We start from the raw sequence: 19,220 nt of genomic DNA on the forward strand, positions 1-19,220 counted from the left end.
CCGTCTGCCGGACCACTGTCGCAGGGCGATCGTAGCCGCCGTTGTCAGGGTGTTCACAGGCGCAGGGAGGCGGCGACCGGGAGGTGGTCGCTGCCGGTGCGCGGCAGGGGCGAGGACGCCGTCGGGATGGCGCCCCTCACGAGGATCTGGTCGATCCGGGCCACCGGGAGGGCGGCCGGCCAGGTGAGGCCGAACCCCTGTCCCGCTGTCCGCTGCGCGGAACGCAGCTGTCCGGTCAGGAGACGCAGCGATGTGTCGTCAGGTGTGCCGTTGAAGTCACCGGTCACGACGACGCGGGGCAGCGGTTCGGCCCGTACCGCCTCGGCGAGCTTGGCGGCCGCCTCGTTGCGGCGGTCCGTGGCGAAGCCTTCCCCGAGGCTCACGCGCACGGAGGCGAGATGGACGACGTACACGGCGAGCGGCCCCTTCGGAGTGTCGGCGGTGACCCGCAGCGCGCGGGTCCACGGCATGATCGCGACGGGCTCCGGGTCCCGCAGCGGGTAGGCGCTCCACAGCCCGACCGTGCCGAGCACCGCGTGGTACGGGTACGTGCCGGCCAGTGCCCTCTCGTACGCGGGGGCGGTCCGGGGTGTCAGTTCCTGCAGCGCCAGCAGTTCGGCGCCGGATGCCGCGAGGGCTCGGGCGGTCCCGCTCGGGTCGGGGTTCGCTTCATGGACGTTCTGGCTGACCACGGTCATGTCCCCGCCGTCGGTGCGTTTGTCGGTGAGCAGTCCGCCGAACAGAAAGCACCACGTGACAGCGGGGACCAGGACGGCGACGGCGGCGACCGGTGCGCGCCGGACGGCGGCCAGGACGAGCAGGAGGGGCACGCTCAGGCCGAGCCAGGGCAGGAAGGTCTGCAGCAGGTTCACGAGGTTGCCGGGCCCGGACGGAAGCCCGGCGGCGGCGAACATGACGATCCCCGTCACCACGGACGCCGCCGCAGTCCGGCGCCCGCGCCGCGCCGCGGCCCCGCCACCCTCCTCGTCCCCGCGTCCGTGCCCGGCCTCGGTGGTCGTACGCGTGAGGATCGTGGTCATGCCCGCACCTGCCCCCGGCTGTCGAGCACTGCGGGCAGGGCCTTGCGCACGGCCTCGATCAGCGCACCGCTCCGGTCGAGGGCGGCCCGCAGGCCCGCCTCGGGCGTGGTGTCGACCCGCTGCCCGAGGACGACACCGAGCACCAGGCGTCGCTTCGTACCGGATCCCGCCTCGGCGGCCCACATCAAAGCGCCTCCGGCGGGCGAGCTGGACCCGGTCTTGAGCCCGAGCACACCGGGTCTGTCCAGCAGCCGGTTCGTGTTGACGACCGTGCCCGGTACTCCCGGAACTGTCGTCCTGCGCAGCGCGACCACGGCCCGCAGCACCGGGATCCTCATGGCCTGCCGGGCCAGCACGAGCTGGTCGTCGGCCGTGCTGACGGTGGTGGGCTCGATCCCGCTCGCCCCGGTGTAGGTGGTCCGTGTCATCCCGAGGTCCCGGGCGGCGTCGTTCATCTTGGCGACGAACGCCTCCTGACTCCCCGCGTCCCAACGGGCCAGCAGCCGCGCCACGTTGTTGCCGGAAGGGAGCAACAACAGTTCCAGGAGCTGGCGTTGCGTCAGTGACTGTCCTTCGCGCAGGGGCACGGTGGACTCGCTGAGGGAGAAGGCCTCCTGCGCGGCCCGCTCGTCGACCGTGATCACCGGCCCCGGCTCCCCGTCCCCGAGCGGGTGCCCCTTGAGGACGACGTACGCGGTCATCACCTTGGTCAGACTCGCGATCGGAACCGGCCGCCGCCCGCCCTTGCTCCCCAGGCTGCCCAGACCCTCCACCATGATGCTCGTCTGGCCCTCCCCGGGCCACGGCAGCGAGAGACCGAGCAGGCCCATGGCCGACGAGGACGCGGACGCCGGGCCGCCCTCGCCGGCGCGGCTCCCGGCGAAGCAGCCGCCGACCCCGACGGCGATCAGCACTGCGGCCGCCGCGCACACCCTGCCGACCCGGGGCCGGTTCCGGCGCGCCCCATCGGGCCCGGCGCCGCGTATCTCTTGTGCACGCGTCTCTTGCGCACTCACCAGCAACCACCTCTCCAGGACATGTGCGCGACAGGCCGCGCACACCCCCTCACCTTCGGCGGGGAGCGCATCCGGGCGGTTGTGGCCGTATATCAGGCGGCGCGCGGAATTGTGTCGGTCCTGTAACCAGGGCTCCTTTCCCGTCATCGCACGGGGGCGAGGAAGTGCGGGCAGGCGGAACCGCCGGTTCACCCGGCGTGCCAGGGGCCATGCGCGGGCGGCCGAGAGACGCCGGAGACCCTCGCGGTCGTACTCACCGGGGGCCGGTGCCCGTGCCGGGACCGGCCGACGGTGGTCAGGGGAGCGGGAGGGGTCCGAGGTGCCTCGGACGATCTCGAGGTTGGCCATCATGCCCGTGTCCTCGTGCTCCGCGTTGTGACGATGGAAGAGGCAGCGGCCCCGGTAGCCGTCGAAGCGGGTGGTGATCTCCGCCGATTCGCCCGGCCGCACCAGGGCGGCGAGCGCGGGCGCTTACGTGCGGGCCTTGTACCGGGCGCACGAAAGCGCCGGGGGATGCAGGCCGGCACGTTCGGAGCAGCGGAAACCGGCTTGGAATGGCCGCATTATGCAGATCGCCTGATTGCTGAAGGTAATTGAACGGCCGAATGAGATTTGAGAAAGATCGATATGAGGCGATCCTTGATCGGGGGTGTATTTGACGATTAACGATCGCAGGTGACTGGAGCGTTGCTTCCTGTTGGTGCCGAATGATGCATGGGAGGCGGTCCACCGGCCGACGGACTCATCGGGATGTCGAACGCCCTGGTGGGCGTCCCGCCGAGCCGGGGCCTTCGTCGGTCAACTCATCGCGGCAGTGCCACGCGAGCGGTAGCGGATCGCGCAACGTTGAACGGATATTGCCGCGGCCTGCGACTGCTCCCATGGTGAACAGCTCGGACACCTGCACGCGTTACTGGCGCGCAAAGCCGAGGAAGGGCATTGGTCTTCACCTTTCACGCTCGGGGCCTGCCACTCCCCGTCCGGCGTCGACGTCCGATGGGGGAAATTCTTTTGCGATGAATTGAGGATGTTATAGGGGACTGCTTATTTTGTGAGGGCCTGGCAGGCGCGCCTGTGTCACTCGACGCTCACGAGGCATTACTAATTGCTACGCAAAGTAATCCCCGCTTGCTGTTGGTGAAGTCTGCCCTGCTGGAGCCAGGCGGGTCATCTCCTGAACTGAGAGGTAGTCGATGACTGTCGAGACGCGCCCGTCAGAAACCGCGACGGCGCAGGACCAAATGCAGTAGCAGCTCAGCCTCGGCACTGCCGCTGCGCGGAACCTCGCCACCACCACCAAGTCCGAACCCCAGATGCAGGGGATCAGCTCGCGTTGGCTGCTGCGGAAGCTGCCGTGGGTCAACGTCCCGGGTGGTGCCTACCGGGTCAACCGGCGCCTGACGTTCACGGTCGGGGACGGAAAGGTGACGTTCGAGAAGAACGGATCCAAGGTTCGTGTCATCCCGCAGGAGCTGGCCGAACTGCCCTTGCTGCAAGGATTCGACGACGGCCCGGCATTGGGTGCGCTGGCCGACAAGTTCGTCCAGAAGGAGTTCGACCCCGGCCAGGTGATTGTGGAGGAGGGCCGTAAGGCCGATCACGTCTACCTGATCGTGCACGGCAGGGTGAACGAGGTCAGGCCCGCGAAGTACGAAGGCGAGTCCATCGTGGGCCGGCTGTCGGACGGCGACAGCTTCGGCGGCAACGTGCTGGCGGGGGCGGACAACAAGTGGGACTTCACGGCACGCGCGGTGACCGCGACCACCGTCCTGGCATTGCCGCACAGTGCGTACAAGGCGGTCGCCGGCCAGCACGAGGCGTTGCAGTCGCACGTCCTGAGGCGCAGCGCCGACGCGCAGAAGCCGACGAACAAGGCCGGCGAGGCAGCCATCGAGCTCCTGTCCGGCCACCAGGGCGAGCCGATCCTGCCGGCCACGTTCGCGGACTATGAACTTCAACCGCGTGAGTACGAGTTGAGTGTGGCGCAGACGGTGCTGAAGGTGCACAGCCGGGTCGCCGACCTCTACAACCAGCCGATGAACCAGACGCAGCAGCAGTTGCGCCTCACCATCGAGGCGCTGCGCGAGCGGCAGGAGAAGGAGATGGTCAACAATCCCGAGTTCGGGCTGCTCCACAACGCCGACTTCGACCAGCGCATCCCGACCAACTCCGGCCCGCCCACCCCGGACGACCTCGACGATCTGCTGAGCATGCGCCGCGGTACCAAGTACATCTTCGCCCACCCGCGTGCCATCGCCGCCTTCGGCAAGGAGTGCAACAAGCGGGGCATCTCCATCAGCAGCGCCGACGTCGACGGTCACCACATTCCCGCGTGGCGGGGCGTGCCGATCCTGCCGTGCGGCAAGATCCCGATCTCGGATCACCAGACCTCGTCGATCATCGCCATGCGTACGGGCGAGGACAACGAGGGCGTCATCGGCCTCTATCAGACCGGTCTGCCCGACGAGGTCGAGCCCGGACTCAACGTCCGGTTCATGGGGATCGACGAGAAGGCGATCATCTCCTACCTCGTCAGCACCTACTACTCGGCCGCTGTCCTGGTCCCGGACGCGATCGGCATTCTCGAAAACGTCGAGGTACGACCGCGTGACTGAGAACCGGGTCGGGCGAACGAAGAAGGGCTGAGACGATGTCGTTGCTGTCCAGGGTGTTCGCCGCCCCCACCACTCATGAGATGGCGGGCCTGGTGAGCACCTTGCGGTCCGACCCGGCACCGCCCAGGGAACAGGATCTGCCCGACCCGCTGCCGGACCCGACGGCCGCGCGGCCCGCACTCTCGACGCTGCGGACGACGGCGTGCCTCCCCGGCGGCCCGACCGGCCTGGGCACATCAGCGGCCAGGGCACTCCTTCCGCCGCTGACGGGTCATGACCGGTCCACGCCGCCCCCCGCAGTCCGGCCTCGCGCCGGTGACCCGATTCCGGGCCTGTACTGCCCGCCCGCCGTGCCGGCCGATCCCTCCAAGATCGCCGAGGTGGACCGGCGACTCGAAGCCTGGGCCCAAGAGCTCAGCCTGTTTCCCCCTGAATGGGCCGGAGACTTCGCCGGCTTCCAGGTCGGCCGCGCGGTCGTCCTCCAACACCCGGCAGCAGCCGACCTGGAGCGCCTCGTCGTCGCGGGCAAACTGCTGGTCGCGGAGAACGTCGTCGACGACTGCTACTGCGAGGACTACGGCGGATCCCCCATCGGCCTGGGCAGTCGGCTCGTCATCGCGCAGAGCGCTCTGGATCCCCTGCACACCGCAGACGGCTACCAGCAGCAGTGGCACGAGGGGCTGGACACGGATGCTCCGCTGCGCTCCTACGCCGATGCGATCCGCGCCTTCCGGGACATCGCCACTCCCAGCCAGGTCACCCGGTTCATCCACGACGTCGCGCGACTGCACCTGGGGTACCTCGCCGAGGGCGCCTGGGCGCAGACCCGCACCACCCCACCGGTGTGGCAGTACCTGGTGATGAGGCAGTTCAACAACTTCCGCCCCTGCCTGTCCATCGTGGACGCCGTGGACGGCTACGAACTGCCCGAGCCGCTCTACTCCCGGCCCGAGGTCCAGCGCGTCACCGCGCTGGCCTGCAACGCCACCACGCTCGTCAACGACCTGTACTCCTTCACCAAAGAGATGGCCATCGACGAGCATCACCTGAACCTCCCGACGGTGATCGCCGCCGAGGAGCGTCGCGGCATCAAGGACGCATACCTGAAGGCCATCGACATCCACAACGAGATCATGCATGCCTTCGAGGACGAATCCCTCGTCCTGGCCGCCGAGAACCCGGGCCTGGCCCGCTATACCACCGGCCTCGCCGCCTGGGTCGCCGGCAACCACGAATGGCACCACACGAACACTCATCGCTACTCCCTGCCCAACTACTGGTGAGAGAAGACATCCGTATGACCACCGCAACGCGCCGCGCGGGCGCGACAGAAGCCCCGGCCATCAGCCACTACCAGGAGTCCGTGGCCGACTACTGGAACCGCGAGAAGAACCCCGTCAACCTCCGGCTGGGCGAGGTCGACGGCTTCTACCACCACCATTACGGCATCGGCGACGTCGACTGGTCCGTCCTGCAAGGTCCCCAGCACACTCGCGACGAGCGCGTCATCGCCGAACTGCACCGCCTGGAGAGCGCCCAGGCCGACTTCCTCGCCGACCACCTCGGTGCCATCACCGCCGACGACCGGCTCCTGGACTCGGGCTGCGGCCGAGGCGGTGGCAGCCTGGTTGCCAACAAGCGGTTCAACTGCAACGTCGACGGGATCTCCATCTCCGAGACCCAGGTGGCCTTCGCCACCGCACAGGCCAAGAAGCACGGCGTGGGCGACAAAGTGCGGTTCCATCTCAAGAACATGCTCGACACCGGCTTCGACACCGGTTCGTTCCGCGCCATCTGGAACAACGAGTCCACGATGTACGTCGACCTGTCGACGCTGTTCGCCGAGTACGCCCGCCTCCTCGCACGCGGCGGAAGGTACGTCACCATCACCGGCTGCTACAACGATACGTACGGGCTGCCATCCCGCGAGGTCTCGACGATCAACGCCCACTACATCTGCGACATCCATCCCCGCTCCGCCTACTTCAAAGAGATGGCGAACAACCGACTCGTGCCGATCGGCGTGGTGGACCTCACCGCGGCCACCATCCCGTACTGGGAGTTGCGTGCCCAGTCCTCCCTGGGCACCGGCATCGAGGACTCCTTTCTGACCGCGTACAAGAACGGCAGTTTCCAGTACCTGCTGATCGCCGCCGACCGGATCTGACCCGACGACCGTATGCGGGACGCACCCCGCACACTTGGGCACGCGTCCCGCAGCGCCCCGTCGACGGGCCCTCACGCTCACAGGAGAGTGTGCCCCCATGGATCCCGAACCGGCACAGTGGATAACGGACTTGCTCGCCAAGAGGAAGCACAGCGACATCGTCGGCGGCTCCTGCGGCACGGCCTCCGACGGGGATGCCACGAACAGCGACCTCCCCGATGAACCTGAGCCGGCTGACTGCTTTCTCGACAACGCAGCCACCGAACGTTCTCGCCGCCTGCCCACCCGGCCGGTCGGCAACGCAGCACCCCATGGGGGCTGACGACCCGCACGCCGTCCTCCGGACGAAGACCTGATCCTCGGGCGGAGGTCGGAGGGCCAGGTATCGCCGCACAGGACAGCACGTCGTTCCGCGGGAGCCCCCGGGGAACACCAACGGGACGCCGCGTAGCCCAAGAATGCCTTCGGCCTCCGTGCGAGAACGCTTCCGCGCCTGCGCGGGCCCGGTACAGAATCGACGCCTCCATCGTGTCCGCCGCGCTTGGCTCACCGGAGGCCGGTGGCGGATCGGCAACCGGGCCGCCTGCCGAATGCCCGGCCTCGACGACTACCCGAGCATGCGCCTGCACTCGGCCGACGGCGAACCCGCCTACGCCATGCCGGAGATCGCCCGGCGGCGCGAGGAGCGGCGGGGGTGGAGGAGCGCCGGGACCGTCAGGGCACCAAGGGGTGGCGGTGGGGCGGTGGGAGACAGACGGGAGACCAGGGCCGTCACCGCGGTCTCGGCGATCGTCGCGGGGTGCAGGGTCACGGTGCTCACCGGTGGATCATTCTCGGCGTACGCCTGGTCCTCGCTGGCGCAGACGAGGAGAAGGTCGTCGGGGATCCGCAGGCCGTGGCGAGCCGCTGCGGCCAGGACCTGGCGACCGCCGGGGTCGTAGACCGTGTAGACCGCGTCGCAGGCGCGGGCGGCGAAGACGGCGTCGAAGCCGTGGCCCGAGGTGTCGTACGGGTCGAAGGTGAGGACCAGTGGAGTACGGGCGTGTTCGTGGCACCACTGCTGGTAGGAGTGGGTCACGGTCCGGGTGTAGTGCTCGTCGCCGTATCCGGCGTGCAGGGCGATCCGTTGGGCGCCCGAGGCGGTCAGGTGGCCGAGGACCTCGCGGGTGGTGGCGATGTGGTCGTTGTCCACCCAGATGTCCCCGGGCCTCGGATCGACGGGGCGGCCGTCGAAGACGAGCGGGATGCCCCGGGCGCGCAGCGCACGCAGTACCGGGTCGTGCGTGGGGCTGTCGAGGAGCAGCATGCCGTCCACGGTGAGAGTGTGCCAGGGCGTCTCGGCCCCGCAGGTGGCGGGGAGGATCGTCAGGGCGTAGCCGTGGGCGTGCGCGGTGGCCGTGGCAGCAGTGAGGAGTTGGGCGAAGTACGGGACATCGAGGAAGTTCCAGGCCGATCCGGCATAGGTGGTGACGGCCACGCCCAGGGTCTTCCCGGCCCGCGGGGCTCGCTGTGCGCCGTAGCCGAGCGCGATGGCCACCTCGCGGACCCGGCGGCGCGTGGAGTCGGCGAGCCGGCCTGTTCCGTTGAGAGCGTGCGAGACGGTGGCGGTGGAGACCTCTGCGGCGCGTGCCACATCTGCGAGAGTAGGCCCTGACATGGCGTCATCCTACGGATTCCGTCGCTCCGGACGGGTTCTGGTTACGGCGTTAATCAATGAGGGTCCGGCCACAGCGAATGCAGCCCAACCCTTGGAGTGGCCATGACTTCTTCTCTCGCCCGGCGGACCGTGCTCGCCGCGGGCGCGGCCGGACTGGTGGGTGCGGCGGCCGGCCCCGCGGCCGCCGCACAGCGGAGTGCCGCAGCCCTGATCGTCCACAACGCACAGGTGTTCACCGGACTTCCCGGTGCCCGCCCCGCCGAGGCCGTGGCCGTCGCGAACGACGGCCGGATTCTCGCCACCGGCCGGGGCCGCGACCTGCGCCGCCTCGCCGGACGTGGCACCGAGGTCGTCGACGCGCGCGGGGCGACCGTGATGAGCGGCATCCACGACGGCCATGTGCACCCGCTCTCCGCGGGCGACCGCTCACTGCGCCCCTCCCTGGAGGGTGCCGAGACGACCGCCGAGGAACTCCTGGCGATCCTCACCGGATTTCTCCAGGACACGCCGGGCCAGGAACCCGAGGGCTGGCTGGTGGTCTCGGACTGGAACCCGATCGGTCTGCTGCCGCACGGCACCCTCCCTCACCACTCGCTGCTCGACGCCCTTCCCACGCGCCGCCCGGTCGCGCTCGTCGGGGGCGACGGCCACAACGTCTGGGTCAACGCCCGTGCTCTGGAGATCGCCGGCATCACGGCGGCGACCCCCAATCCTGTCGGCGGAAAGATCGTGAAGGGGCCGGACGGGCAGCCCAGCGGAGTACTCAAGGACGACGCCCAGCCGCTGGTGACCCGTCACATTCCGGAGCCCGGCGAGGCCGAACTGGTTGCGGCCTGCGCCCGGGTCCTGGCCCAGGCAGCGGCTTGCGGCGTGACGACCATGATGGACGCGATGGTCGGGCAGAACGAGTTGACGCTTTATCAGGCCCTCGCGGACGCAGGGTCGTTGCCGCAGCGGATCGTCCCCGCGATCAGGATCGACGCAGACCTGGCGAAGGACCCGGAAGCCGCCCTTGCCCATGCGCGCGGGCTGCGGCACTCCTTCCGTGACGTACCCGGGCTGCGGTTCGGGACGGTCAAGGTGTTCCTCGACGGGGTGATCGAGTACCCGGCGCAGACGGCGGCGCTTCTGGCGCCGTATCTGGACGGTTCCGGACACCCGACGGACAACCGCGGCGAGCTGTACGCCACGGGACAGGAATACGGGCGGCTGACCGCGGCCTTCAACCGGGCCGGCTGGCAGATGCACGCCCATGGGCTCGGCGATCGCGCGGTGCGTACGGCGCTCGACGGGTACGCGTACGCCCGGCGCGCGACCGGGTCGCGCGGTGCCCGGAACACCATCGCTCACCTCCAACTGGTGGACCCGGCGGATCTGGGACGGTTCGCCGCACTGGACGTGGTGGCCTGCATGCAACTCCAGTGGGCCGAACAGGACACGTGGACGATGGAGGCGCTTCTGCCGTACATCGGGCCCGAGCGGCACCGATGGATGTACCCTGCCCGCTCCCTGGAGCGGCACGGGGCCCGGCTGTCGGGCGGTTCGGACTGGCCGGTGGACCCGCTCCAGGTGTGGAACCAGATCCGTACGGCGATCGACCGCACAGGCGCGGAGGGCGAGGGGCCGCTCTACCGGGAGCTGGAGGGGTTGAGCCGTACGTCGGCGCTGCGGATGCACACGCACGGCACGGCATGGCAGCTGCGCATGGACCGGCTCACGGGAACCGTCCGCCCCGGGCTGGCGGCGGATCTGATCGTTCTCGACCGTGATGTGACGAAATGCCCTGTGGCCGACATCAGCGACACTCGCGTCGAGCTGACGCTGGTGGGCGGCAGGGTCGTCCACGACGCGCACTCGTCGGCGGGACGGGCCGCGGCCGCGCGACTCGACCGGGCCACCGCCGCGCCGCGCCCGTCGGCGCACGCGGCGGTGCACGGCGGACGGCACCGCGCCTGCGGCCATGGCGACGACCGGCCGTAGCGATCCGACCCCGCGTCCCCGGCCGAACGTGCCGGTGGGGCGGCACGGACCTGACCGGCGCCTCCACGCCCGGGCGCTCGCCCGTCATGGAGAGGGACACCTGGGGCAGCGTGCGCAGTCTCAGCGCCAGCGCTCGTGACGGATGTCCGCGGAGGCGTCGGTGAGCTTCGCGATCGAGCGACGGGCAGCGTTGACGGTGACGGTCCGGCGGGCGATACGGGCGAGCGGGAGGTCACTGGCCGAGTCGGTGTACAGGACCGCTTCCTCGGGGGCGAACCCCAGTGCTCGGACGGCATCGACCTTTGCTTCGCCCACGTTGTGCGCGACGAGTCGAGGCCCTCGTGGGGTGAAGTCGAGCCGGGAAGCGGCCAAGGGGATGTCATGCAAGCCGACGCCGTCCAGAAACGCACGCGCGAGGTTCTCCTCCGAGGCTGTCGCCACGACTGTCGGACCCTCGTCGAGGGCGCGTCGGCACCTCGTCACGGCCTGCCCGACCGCTGTCCGGGCCGCCATGGTCCGGCCCGTCACGTCGGCCAGTTCCGCGTACTGGCCGCGGGTCAGTCCGCGCAGCGCCAAGGCCACGATCGCCCGGTTCATCGCGGGCCTCAGCGCGCCGTCGGGTGGCGCGGCCGAGGCGAGCAAGAACGGTGGGATCGCGGCGGCGAACCGGAGAGGACGAGCTGCCAGACGGGCCCTGACCAGTGACGACATAGTGTCGTCGCTGGTCAGGACGCCGTCGAGGTCGAAGATCGAGGTGATGTTCTCGGTCGGGTTCACTGTGGGAGGGTGTCGGCTTTCGTCTCGACGAGAAGGTCTGCGGCAGCGAGCGCGCCCACCTCGACGACCGCCGTGACAGGGAAGACGTCGCGGAAGCCGTCGCCGTGGACAGCGCTCATCGAGGAACGGCGCTCATCGAGTCGGAGCCGGCGTCGATACGGCCGGAGATCCCGCGTGCCCGCGCTGCTGCGTCGGCACTCCCGGCGGCCCCGTCGGCGGACCCGGCCGTCGTGTTGGTGGCGAAGATCTGGTTCCCGGCGCGGACGGCCCGGGAGTACCCGGGCACGGGCTCGCGGGAGGACCCCGGGGAGATGTTCCCGCGCGGGGACCGGGGTCGCTCGGCTCCGGAGGAGAGCCGGAGTCGTCCCGCACTCCCGTACGGGGCGGCTGCGGTGGTTCGTCCGGTCATGGAAGGCCGGTCGCAGCGTCTCGATCTTGTCATGACGCGCCGCCGCTCCGATTGCCCGAACGTGTGGAAAGTTGACTGTTTCTGTCGGTGATGGTGAACGCGGTGCCAGGAGGGAGTCAAGAAGAGGCCCAGCGGAGGCGTCGATGGATCGACCGCACGACCACGACCGCGGCGGAACGGCTGGATTCCTCACGCTGCTCCTCGGGAGGGGCCCCGCCATGCCGGAGGTGGGGGATCCGCCGACGCCGAATGAAGCGGTCGGCCGCCCTGTCCTCGGGTCGCGACGGTTCTTCGGGCCACGACTGTTCTTCAGGCGACGACGATGTTGTCGCCCGCCGCGTCGAGGGCGTCGCTCAGGTCGTCCGGGCAAGGGCTGTCGGTGATGAGGGTGTCGAAGCCGTCGAGATCGCAGACGCGGTGGGCGGCCGTGCGTCCGAACTTGCTCGAATCGGCGAGTACGTAGCGGTGGGACGCGTTGGCGAGCATGGTGCGCTTCGTTGCGACTTCGTCGAGGTGGAAGTCGGTCAGGCCGTAGGAGGCGATGCCCCCGGAGCCCAGGAAGACCGCGTCCGCGCGCAGGTTGTCGAAGAACTCGACGGTCTGGGCGTTGGAGCAGGCCAGATCGCCGCCGCGGAGCCGACCGCCGCTGACCAGGACCTCGACGCGCGGGCGGGAGCTGACTTCGGCGGCCACGAGCAGGGACGGGGTGGCGATGACGCCGACGTGGTCGGCGGGCAGGGCGCGGGCCACCTCCAGGGCCGTGGTGCCGACGTCGATGACCACCGTCTGGTTGGGTTCGATCAGGGCCGCCGCGGCTCGGCCGATGGCCTGCTTCTCGGTGAGGAAGGCGCCCCTGCGCTCATTGAAGGATGCCTCCTCCCCGACGGGGGACTGGACGGCGGTGGCTCCTCCGTGGACGCGCGCCAGCTCGCCGCGGCGCTCGAGGAGGGCGAGGTCCCTGCGGATCGTCTCGTGGGAGACGCTCAGCAGGCTGGTCAGGTCGTCCGTCGTGATGAACTTGAGTCGAGCTACCTCGGCGACGATCCTGCGGTGACGCTCGGCTGCCAGCACGTCCGGCCCTCTCTGATTGACTGTTTCTGTGGAACCCTGACTGCATTCTAGGGCTCATGTGATGTCCGGAACGCATCGCCGACGGCCTCAAAATTCGGTTTTCTCTGCAGCTCAAGGCGGTTTCTGCTAAACGATCAGCGGCGGCTCCCCAGGTCGGGAGCGTGGACCCTTGACGGCAAACGGGCAAGGGTCCACACTCTCAGCAGTCAATAGTCCACACAAACGGTCACAAGGGACTGCTGACAGGCATCGAGGTGGCGCGGACCGCGCGCCCTCGCAGCCGTCCCCGTGGAAGAGCTCCAGCGCATCCCTGTGGGGCGCGCGCCTTGATGCCGACCGCATCCGGTTCTTCCACCACCCACTGGCTTCCGCGGCGACGGCGGGGCACTCTGAAGCAGGGAACGAGGTCATGGCCAAATCAGAAGCAGGTGCTCAGGCGCCAAGAACGGCTGAGGTGCAGCAGGGCGAGCCGACCCCGGTGATGGCGCGGGAGCTGGGCTGGTACGCCTCGTTCTCCGTGGCGTTCGGGTTCGTGTCGATCGCGACAGGGATCTTCACGGCCTACGGCTCGGTGCTCGCCACCTCGGGCCCGCGCGGCATCTGGGCCTGGCCGATCTCCGTGGTGGGCCAGCTCTGCATCGCCCTCGTCTTCGGAGCGCTGGCGGCGCGCATCCCGATCAGCGGCTACTCCTACCAGTGGGTGTCGCGGATCGTCGGGCCCGTGTGGGGCTGGATCATGGGCTGGATCTCGTTCGCCTTCCTCGGGGTCGTCGTGGTCGCCGTGGACTACACGATCGCCTCCACGATTCTCCCCGAGCTGTTCCAGTACGTCGGCACGACACAGAACGCCTGGGTCATCACGGCCGGCGTGGTGCTGCTGCAGGCCCTGCTGGTCGCCGCGTCCACGCGCGTCACGCACAAGGTCAACAGCGCGGCGGTGACAGCGCAGCTCATCGGCATGATCACGCTGACGGTGCTGCTGTTCGCAGTGGGCTACTTCACCGGCAAGCTCGACTTCGCCAACCTGTTCGACACCGGGACGATCCCGGAGAGCGGCTACTACGCTCTGGGCGGCGCCACCGACGCCGGCCCCTTCGCCATGGCGTTCCTCCTCGGCGCGTTCACCATCGTCGGATTCGAGTCCGCGGCGAACCTGGCGGAGGAGACCAAGAACCCCGCCCGCGTCATCCCCAAGGCGATGGTCCAGGCCGTCCTGTCCCTGGGTGTCCTCGGCTTCCTCTTCCTGGTCGCCGTGACCGCCGCCGTCGGCCAGGTCGACGGCGCCGCCGAGTCGGCCACCCCGGTGGCCACCGTGATCACCGCCGTGCTCGGGTCCGTGGTGGGCAAGGCTCTCCTGGTCCTCGTCGTGGTCTCGATCTTCTCCTGCGGACTGGTGATCACCCTCAGCGGAACCCGCCTCGTCTACGCGATGTCCAGGGACGAGCGCTTCCCCGGATGGCGCCTGCTCAAGCGCATCCACCCCCGGACGGCGACACCGCTGAACGCCACCGTGTTCATGATGCTCATCGCGCAGATCGTCCTCGCGGTCTTCTCCCGTTCCACCGACGCCCTGTTCCAGCTGTTCTCCGCCGCCACCCTGCTGCCCGCCGTCATCTACGCCGGCACGGTCGCGATGTACGCGGCCAAGCGCTCCTCCCTGCCGCCGTCGCGCGGCTTCTCCCTGGGGCGCTGGGAGGTCCCGGTCCTGATTCTGGCCGCGGTCTGGCTGGTGTACGAGCTGCTCATCTTCCGGGACGCTTCCTTCCGCGGTCCCTGGGCCTACGTCCTGGTGCTGTGCGGGATCGGCGCCGTCTACCTGGCGGCGCTCCTCGTCCGGCGCGGACGCGCCGCCCTGACCATGCCGGACATGGCCGACGTCGACCGTGCCCTGGACAGCGCCGGCGCACCCGCCGCGGCCGACACGGAAGGGGCCCTGCGATGACCACGATCCTCGCCATCGACCAGGGCACCTCGGGCACCAAAGCCATCGTCGTCGACGCCGAGGACGGAACGGTCGCCATAGCCGAGGAGACCATCCGCCCCGCCTACCTGCCCGGAGGAGGCGTCGAACAGAACCCGCACGAACTGCTCGACTCCGTCCTCACCGCCGGCCGCCGGGCCATGAGCATGGCCGGCCGGCCCATCGACGGCGTGGCCCTGGCCAACCAGGGAGAGACCGTCCTGGCCTGGGACGAGGCCACGGGAACGCCGCTGTCCCCGGCGATCGTCTGGCAGGACAGCCGTGCGGAGAGCATCTGCGCCGAGCTGGCCGAGCACCGCGAGGACATCGCGCGGCGTACCGGTCTCGTTCTCGACCCCTACTTCTCCGCGCCCAAGATGGCGTGGCTGCGCCGCAACCTCACCCGTGACGGGGTGGTGACCACCACCGACACCTGGCTCGTGCACCACCTGACGGGCGAGTTCGTCACCGACGCCTCCACCGCCAGCCGTTCGCTGATCTTCGACCTGGACGGCGCGGCGTGGGACGGGCATCTCGCCGATCTGTTCTCCCTCGGCGACGAGCGGCTGCCGCGCATCGTCGGCAGCGACGAGGTGGTCGGCACCACGCGCGCGTTCGGACAGGAGACGCCGGTCGCCGGCCTGATCGTCGACCAGCAGGCCGCTCTGGTCGCCGAGGCATGCCTGGAGCAGGGCACGGCCAAGTGCACCTACGGCACGGGCGCGTTCCTGCTGGCGAACACGGGACCGGTCCCCGTGCGCTCCAGCGCGGGCCTGACGACGTCGGTGGCCTGGCAGGCCGCGGGGCAGACCCGGTACTGCCTGGACGGTCAGGTCTACACCGTGGCCTCGGCCGTGCGCTGGCTGCAGGACCTCGGCCTTCTCCAGTCCGCCACCGACCTCGACGCGCTGGTCGCGGAGGACAGCGAGGGCGTCGTATGCGTCCCGGCGTTCGCCGGACTCGCCGCTCCGTGGTGGGCTTCCGAGGCCACGGCCTCCCTCACCGGCCTGACCCTGGCCACCCGCCGTGAACACCTCATCCTGGCCGTACTCCAGGGCATAGCCGCCCAGGTCACCGAGCTGACGGCCCTCGTCGGCCGCGACCTCGGCCGACCCCTGGACCGGCTGCGCGCCGACGGCGGACTGACCAACTCCGCCGCCCTCATGCAGGCCCAGGCCGACATCGCCCAGCTCCCCGTCGACATCTACCCCAACGCGCACGCCACCCCCCTCGGCGCCGCCGCGCTCGCCCGCTGCGCGCTCGACCCCGCCATCAGCCTCGAAGAGGCCGTCGGCGACTGGCAGCCGACGGCCGTCTACGAACCCCGCTGGTCCGAGGACCGGGCCCAGGAGTTCCGCACCACATGGGCACAGGCCGCCGCTGCCTGCGCCACCAAGGGAGACCACTCATGACCCCCACCCCCCACCGTTCTCACCCCGAAGTCTTCGACATCGTGGTGATCGGAGGAGGCATCGTCGGCTCGGCCATCGCGCGCGAACTGTCGGGCCACGACGTCTCCGTGGCGCTGCTCGAAGCCCGCGACGACGTCGGAGACGGAACCAGCAAGGCCAACACCGCCATCCTGCACACGGGCTTCGACGCGAAACCGGGCACGCTGGAGTCCCGGCTCGTGGCTCGCGGCTACCACCTGCTGAGCGACTACGCCAAGGCCACCGGCATCCCCGTCGAGCACACCGGCGCCGTGCTGGTGGCCTGGAACCAGGAAGAGCTCGACGCCCTGCCCGCCCTGAAGGAGAAGGCCGAGGCCAACGGATACGAGCACTGCCGCATCGTCGACGCGGACGAGGTGTACCGGGTCCTGCCCGACCTCGGCGAGGGGGTGCTCGGCGGCCTGACCGTTCCCGACGAGTCCATCATCTGCACCTGGACCACCAACCTCGCCCTGGCCACGGACGCCAGGCAACGCGGGACGACGATCCTGCTCGAACACGCCGTGACCGGCATCGATGTGGGCGACGACACGACGACGCTGCACACCGCCCAGGGCGACGTGCGGGCGCGCTGGGTCGTCAACGCGGCAGGCCTCGGCGCCGACACGATCGACCGGTTCTTCGGCCACGACCGCTTCACCGTCACCCCCCGCCGCGGCGAGCTGTTCGTGTTCGACAAGCTGGCACGGCCCAAGGCCGGCAAGATCGTCCTGCCGGTGCCCTCCTCCCGCGGCAAGGGCGTGCTCATCTCCCCGACGATCTACGGCAACGTCATGCTCGGCCCCACCGCCGAGGACCTCACCGACCGCACCGACACCGCCACGTCCGAGGACGGCTACGACTTCCTCCTCAGCAAGGGCGCGCGGCTCATGCCGAGCCTGCTCACCGAGGAGGTCACCGCCAGCTACGCCGGACTGCGCGCCGCGATCGACCGCAACGACTACCTCATCGAAGCCACCCCCGAACAGCGGTACCTCCTCGTGGGTGGCATCCGCTCCACCGGCCTGACGGCCGGCATCGCCATCGCCGAGCACGTCACCGGGCTCCTGGCGGAAGCCGGTCTCGGACTCCGTGGCCGCAGCGACCTGCCTGCCCCGCCCCGGATGCCGAACATCGGCGAAGCCACCACACGCCCCTATCAGGACGCCGACCTCATCGCCGAGGACGCCGCCTACGGCACCATCGTCTGCTTCTGCGAACGCGTCACCGAGGGCGAGATCCGAGACGCCTGCCACGCCCCGGTGCCCGCGCGCAGTCTGGAAGGGCTGCGCCGACGCACCCGGGCCATGAACGGCCGCTGCCAGGGCTTCTTCTGCGGCGCTGCCGTCGCCGCCCTGCGTACCCGGCACCAGACCAACGACGGCTGCTGCAACCAGCACAAGGACAACCGATGACCCACCAGCTGCCCCTCATCGAGCCCGATGTCCTCATCATCGGAGGCGGTCCCGCAGGGCTCACCGCAGCCGCCGAACTCGTCGACCGCGGTGCCGGGCAGGTCCTGGTCGTCGACCGGGAGAAGCAGGCCGGCGGCATTCCCCGGCACAGCGACCACACCGGATACGGCCTGCGAGACCTGCGCCGCGTGATGACCGGCCCCGCCTACGCCCGTCACCTGACCGACCGGGCCGCACGGTCCGGGGCGGAGATCCGCACCAGCACCATGGTCACCGGCTGGTCCGACCAGCGCACCGTCGACGTCACCAGCCCCGAGGGCCGCTACCAGATCCGTGCCCGGGCCATCGTCCTGGCGACCGGCGGCCGCGAACGGCCCCGCACCGCACGCCGCATCCCCGGAGACCGCCCCCACGGGGTCTACACCACCGGGCAACTCCAAAACCTCGTCCACCTCCACCACCAGCCCGTCGGCAAGCGGGCCGTCATCGTCGGTGGCGAACTGGTCAGCTGGTCCGCGGCCATGACCCTCCGCGAAGCCGGCTGCACCCCCGCGCTCATGATCAGCAAGTACCCGAAGGCGGAGTCCTACAGCGCCTTCAACGCCGCGGGCCGCACCGTTCTCCGCGTTCCGGTCGCCACCCGCTGCCGTGTCACCCAGGTCCTGGGCAAGGGCCGCTGCGAGGCTGTCGAGATCGAGCACCTCGACACGGGCAGGCGCCGAACCGTCGAATGCGACACCGTCGTCTTCACCGGCGACTGGATCCCCGACCACGAACTCGTGCGTTCCGCGGGCATCACCCTCGACGAAAGCACCCTCGGCCCCCTCACGGACACCGCGCTGCGCACCAGCCGGCCCGGAGTCTTCGCCGCCGGCAACATGCTCCACCCCGTCGACACCGCCGACGTGGCCGCCCTCGACGGCAAGCACGTCGCCCAGCAGGTCATCAACCACCTGGACGGAAGGCGCGAGCCGACCGAGGGGGTCCGCCTGATCGCCGACGCCCCGTTCCGCTGGATCGCACCGCAGATCCTCCGCCCCGGCGACCCGGCTCCGGCCCGGGACCGGCTCCTGCTCTGGACGGACGAGTTCGTCCGCTTCCCGAAGGTGACGGTCCGTCAGGACGGCCGCGTCGTCACCCGCCGCACCCTCGCCTGGCCTGCGGCCCCCGGCCGGGTCTTCCGTATCCCGTCCTCGGTCCTCGACGGGATCTCCCGCACCGGAGGCCCCGTCCACATCACCATGTAGCCTGTCGCGCCACGAGTCCGCGATGGTGCCCCGCATCCGCCGGCCACCGTCGCGGACTCGCTCCGCCTCAGGAGCGTGAGACCTTTTCCCGCGCCCTGCGGGGGGTGTGCCTCCCGACGCGACGTCATGCCCCCTGTCCGACCCCGAGCACTCGTACAGCGGGAACACCTGGTTCTCGCTGGGCCCGCCGCTCCTCATCGATATCGGCATCGCGGTCGTTGGAGTGGTCACCATGCTCGTATGGCGCCTGTTCTCCGCCACCTCCCGGGCGGAACGCCCAAGCGTGGCCGAGCCGGAGTCCCCCGTGCCATCGTGGTGCCGCACGCAACCGCCCCCGCCTCCACGGCCGTTGCTCACGACGGAATGGATGCATGACGCCAACGGTGGGAACCGCCGCTCGGTGGGGTCGTCACCGGGCTGCCGGGCCCCGGTGACG

14 protein-coding genes and 1 pseudogene are annotated in these 19,220 nt (G+C 70.0%); 9 read left to right on the forward strand and 6 right to left on the reverse strand.

Annotation, left to right across the window (positions count from 1 at the left end):
* Positions 1–53: 53 nt before the first annotated feature.
* Both ACFYXM_RS12470 and ACFYXM_RS12475 read right to left on the reverse strand, forming a co-directional pair.
* Positions 54–1,040 carry an endonuclease/exonuclease/phosphatase family protein gene (locus tag ACFYXM_RS12470; protein ID WP_389288972.1) on the reverse strand — a complete coding sequence of 329 codons (987 nt, stop codon included), beginning with the start codon at positions 1,038–1,040 and terminating at the stop codon, positions 54–56.
* Entirely contained in the window at positions 1,037–2,056 is a 1,020-nt protein-coding gene (locus tag ACFYXM_RS12475) for a D-alanyl-D-alanine carboxypeptidase family protein (RefSeq protein WP_389288973.1), read from the reverse strand. Before ACFYXM_RS12475 ends, ACFYXM_RS12470 begins: the two co-directional genes overlap by 4 nt.
* 1,250 nt (positions 2,057–3,306) lie before the next feature.
* On the opposite strand from ACFYXM_RS12475, the pseudogene ACFYXM_RS12480 reads away from it, so the two are divergent.
* The 4 genes and pseudogenes from ACFYXM_RS12480 to ACFYXM_RS12495 all read left to right on the forward strand — a co-directional run.
* Positions 3,307–4,671: pseudogene (locus ACFYXM_RS12480) on the forward strand (family 2B encapsulin nanocompartment shell protein); the annotation flags it as partial.
* Between the two features lie 35 nt (positions 4,672–4,706).
* Positions 4,707–5,954, forward strand: a complete 1,248-nt coding sequence (locus ACFYXM_RS12485) for a family 2 encapsulin nanocompartment cargo protein terpene cyclase (RefSeq protein WP_389288974.1) — start codon at positions 4,707–4,709, stop codon at positions 5,952–5,954.
* A gap of 14 nt (positions 5,955–5,968) precedes the next feature.
* Positions 5,969–6,838: a geranyl diphosphate 2-C-methyltransferase gene (locus ACFYXM_RS12490; protein ID WP_389288975.1), complete on the forward strand. Its 870-nt coding sequence runs from the start codon at positions 5,969–5,971 to the stop codon at positions 6,836–6,838.
* 97 nt (positions 6,839–6,935) lie between these two features.
* Positions 6,936–7,160, forward strand: a complete 225-nt coding sequence (locus ACFYXM_RS12495) for a hypothetical protein (protein WP_389288976.1) — start codon at positions 6,936–6,938, stop codon at positions 7,158–7,160.
* A 327-nt stretch (positions 7,161–7,487) separates the two neighbouring features.
* On the opposite strand, the gene ACFYXM_RS12500 is transcribed toward ACFYXM_RS12495, so the two are convergent.
* Positions 7,488–8,471 (reverse strand): LacI family DNA-binding transcriptional regulator, encoded by a 984-nt coding sequence (locus tag ACFYXM_RS12500; protein WP_389288977.1) that lies wholly within the window; start codon positions 8,469–8,471, stop codon positions 7,488–7,490.
* Positions 8,472–8,597: 126 nt separating this feature from the next.
* On the opposite strand from ACFYXM_RS12500, the gene ACFYXM_RS12505 reads away from it, so the two are divergent.
* Complete coding sequence (locus ACFYXM_RS12505) at positions 8,598–10,475, forward strand: amidohydrolase (RefSeq protein ID WP_389288978.1); 1,878 nt, start codon at positions 8,598–8,600, stop codon at positions 10,473–10,475.
* Between the two features lie 120 nt (positions 10,476–10,595).
* On the opposite strand, the gene ACFYXM_RS12510 is transcribed toward ACFYXM_RS12505, so the two are convergent.
* From ACFYXM_RS12510 to ACFYXM_RS12520, 3 genes are all read right to left on the reverse strand, one after another.
* On the reverse strand, positions 10,596–11,252 hold the full coding sequence (locus ACFYXM_RS12510) for an HAD family hydrolase (protein ID WP_389288979.1): 657 nt from the start codon (positions 11,250–11,252) through the stop codon (positions 10,596–10,598).
* Positions 11,249–11,371 (reverse strand): hypothetical protein, encoded by a 123-nt coding sequence (locus ACFYXM_RS12515; protein ID WP_389288980.1) that lies wholly within the window; start codon positions 11,369–11,371, stop codon positions 11,249–11,251. Before ACFYXM_RS12515 ends, ACFYXM_RS12510 begins: the two co-directional genes overlap by 4 nt.
* Positions 11,372–11,970: 599 nt before the next feature.
* Positions 11,971–12,732 (reverse strand): DeoR/GlpR family DNA-binding transcription regulator, encoded by a 762-nt coding sequence (locus ACFYXM_RS12520; protein ID WP_389288981.1) that lies wholly within the window; start codon positions 12,730–12,732, stop codon positions 11,971–11,973.
* Positions 12,733–13,141: 409 nt separating this feature from the next.
* Between ACFYXM_RS12520 and ACFYXM_RS12525 the strand changes: the two genes are divergently transcribed.
* From ACFYXM_RS12525 to ACFYXM_RS12540, 4 genes are read left to right on the forward strand one after another with little or no spacing between them, the layout of a single operon-like run.
* Positions 13,142–14,674 (forward strand): APC family permease, encoded by a 1,533-nt coding sequence (locus ACFYXM_RS12525; RefSeq protein WP_389288982.1) that lies wholly within the window; start codon positions 13,142–13,144, stop codon positions 14,672–14,674.
* Positions 14,671–16,104 carry an FGGY family carbohydrate kinase gene (locus tag ACFYXM_RS12530; protein ID WP_389288983.1) on the forward strand — a complete coding sequence of 478 codons (1,434 nt, stop codon included), beginning with the start codon at positions 14,671–14,673 and terminating at the stop codon, positions 16,102–16,104. Before ACFYXM_RS12525 ends, ACFYXM_RS12530 begins: the two co-directional genes overlap by 4 nt.
* Positions 16,101–17,537 (forward strand): NAD(P)/FAD-dependent oxidoreductase, encoded by a 1,437-nt coding sequence (locus tag ACFYXM_RS12535; RefSeq protein WP_389288984.1) that lies wholly within the window; start codon positions 16,101–16,103, stop codon positions 17,535–17,537. Before ACFYXM_RS12530 ends, ACFYXM_RS12535 begins: the two co-directional genes overlap by 4 nt.
* The gene (locus ACFYXM_RS12540; RefSeq protein ID WP_389288985.1) at positions 17,534–18,784 is read left to right on the forward strand and encodes an NAD(P)/FAD-dependent oxidoreductase; all 1,251 of its coding nucleotides are present in this window, start codon (positions 17,534–17,536) and stop codon (positions 18,782–18,784) included. Before ACFYXM_RS12535 ends, ACFYXM_RS12540 begins: the two co-directional genes overlap by 4 nt.
* Positions 18,785–19,220 lie beyond the last annotated feature (436 nt).

Origin of the sequence: Streptomyces sp. NPDC002476 (assembly GCF_042889785.1) — a bacterium.
In the GTDB taxonomy this organism is placed as follows: Bacteria; Actinomycetota; Actinomycetes; order Streptomycetales; family Streptomycetaceae; genus Streptomyces.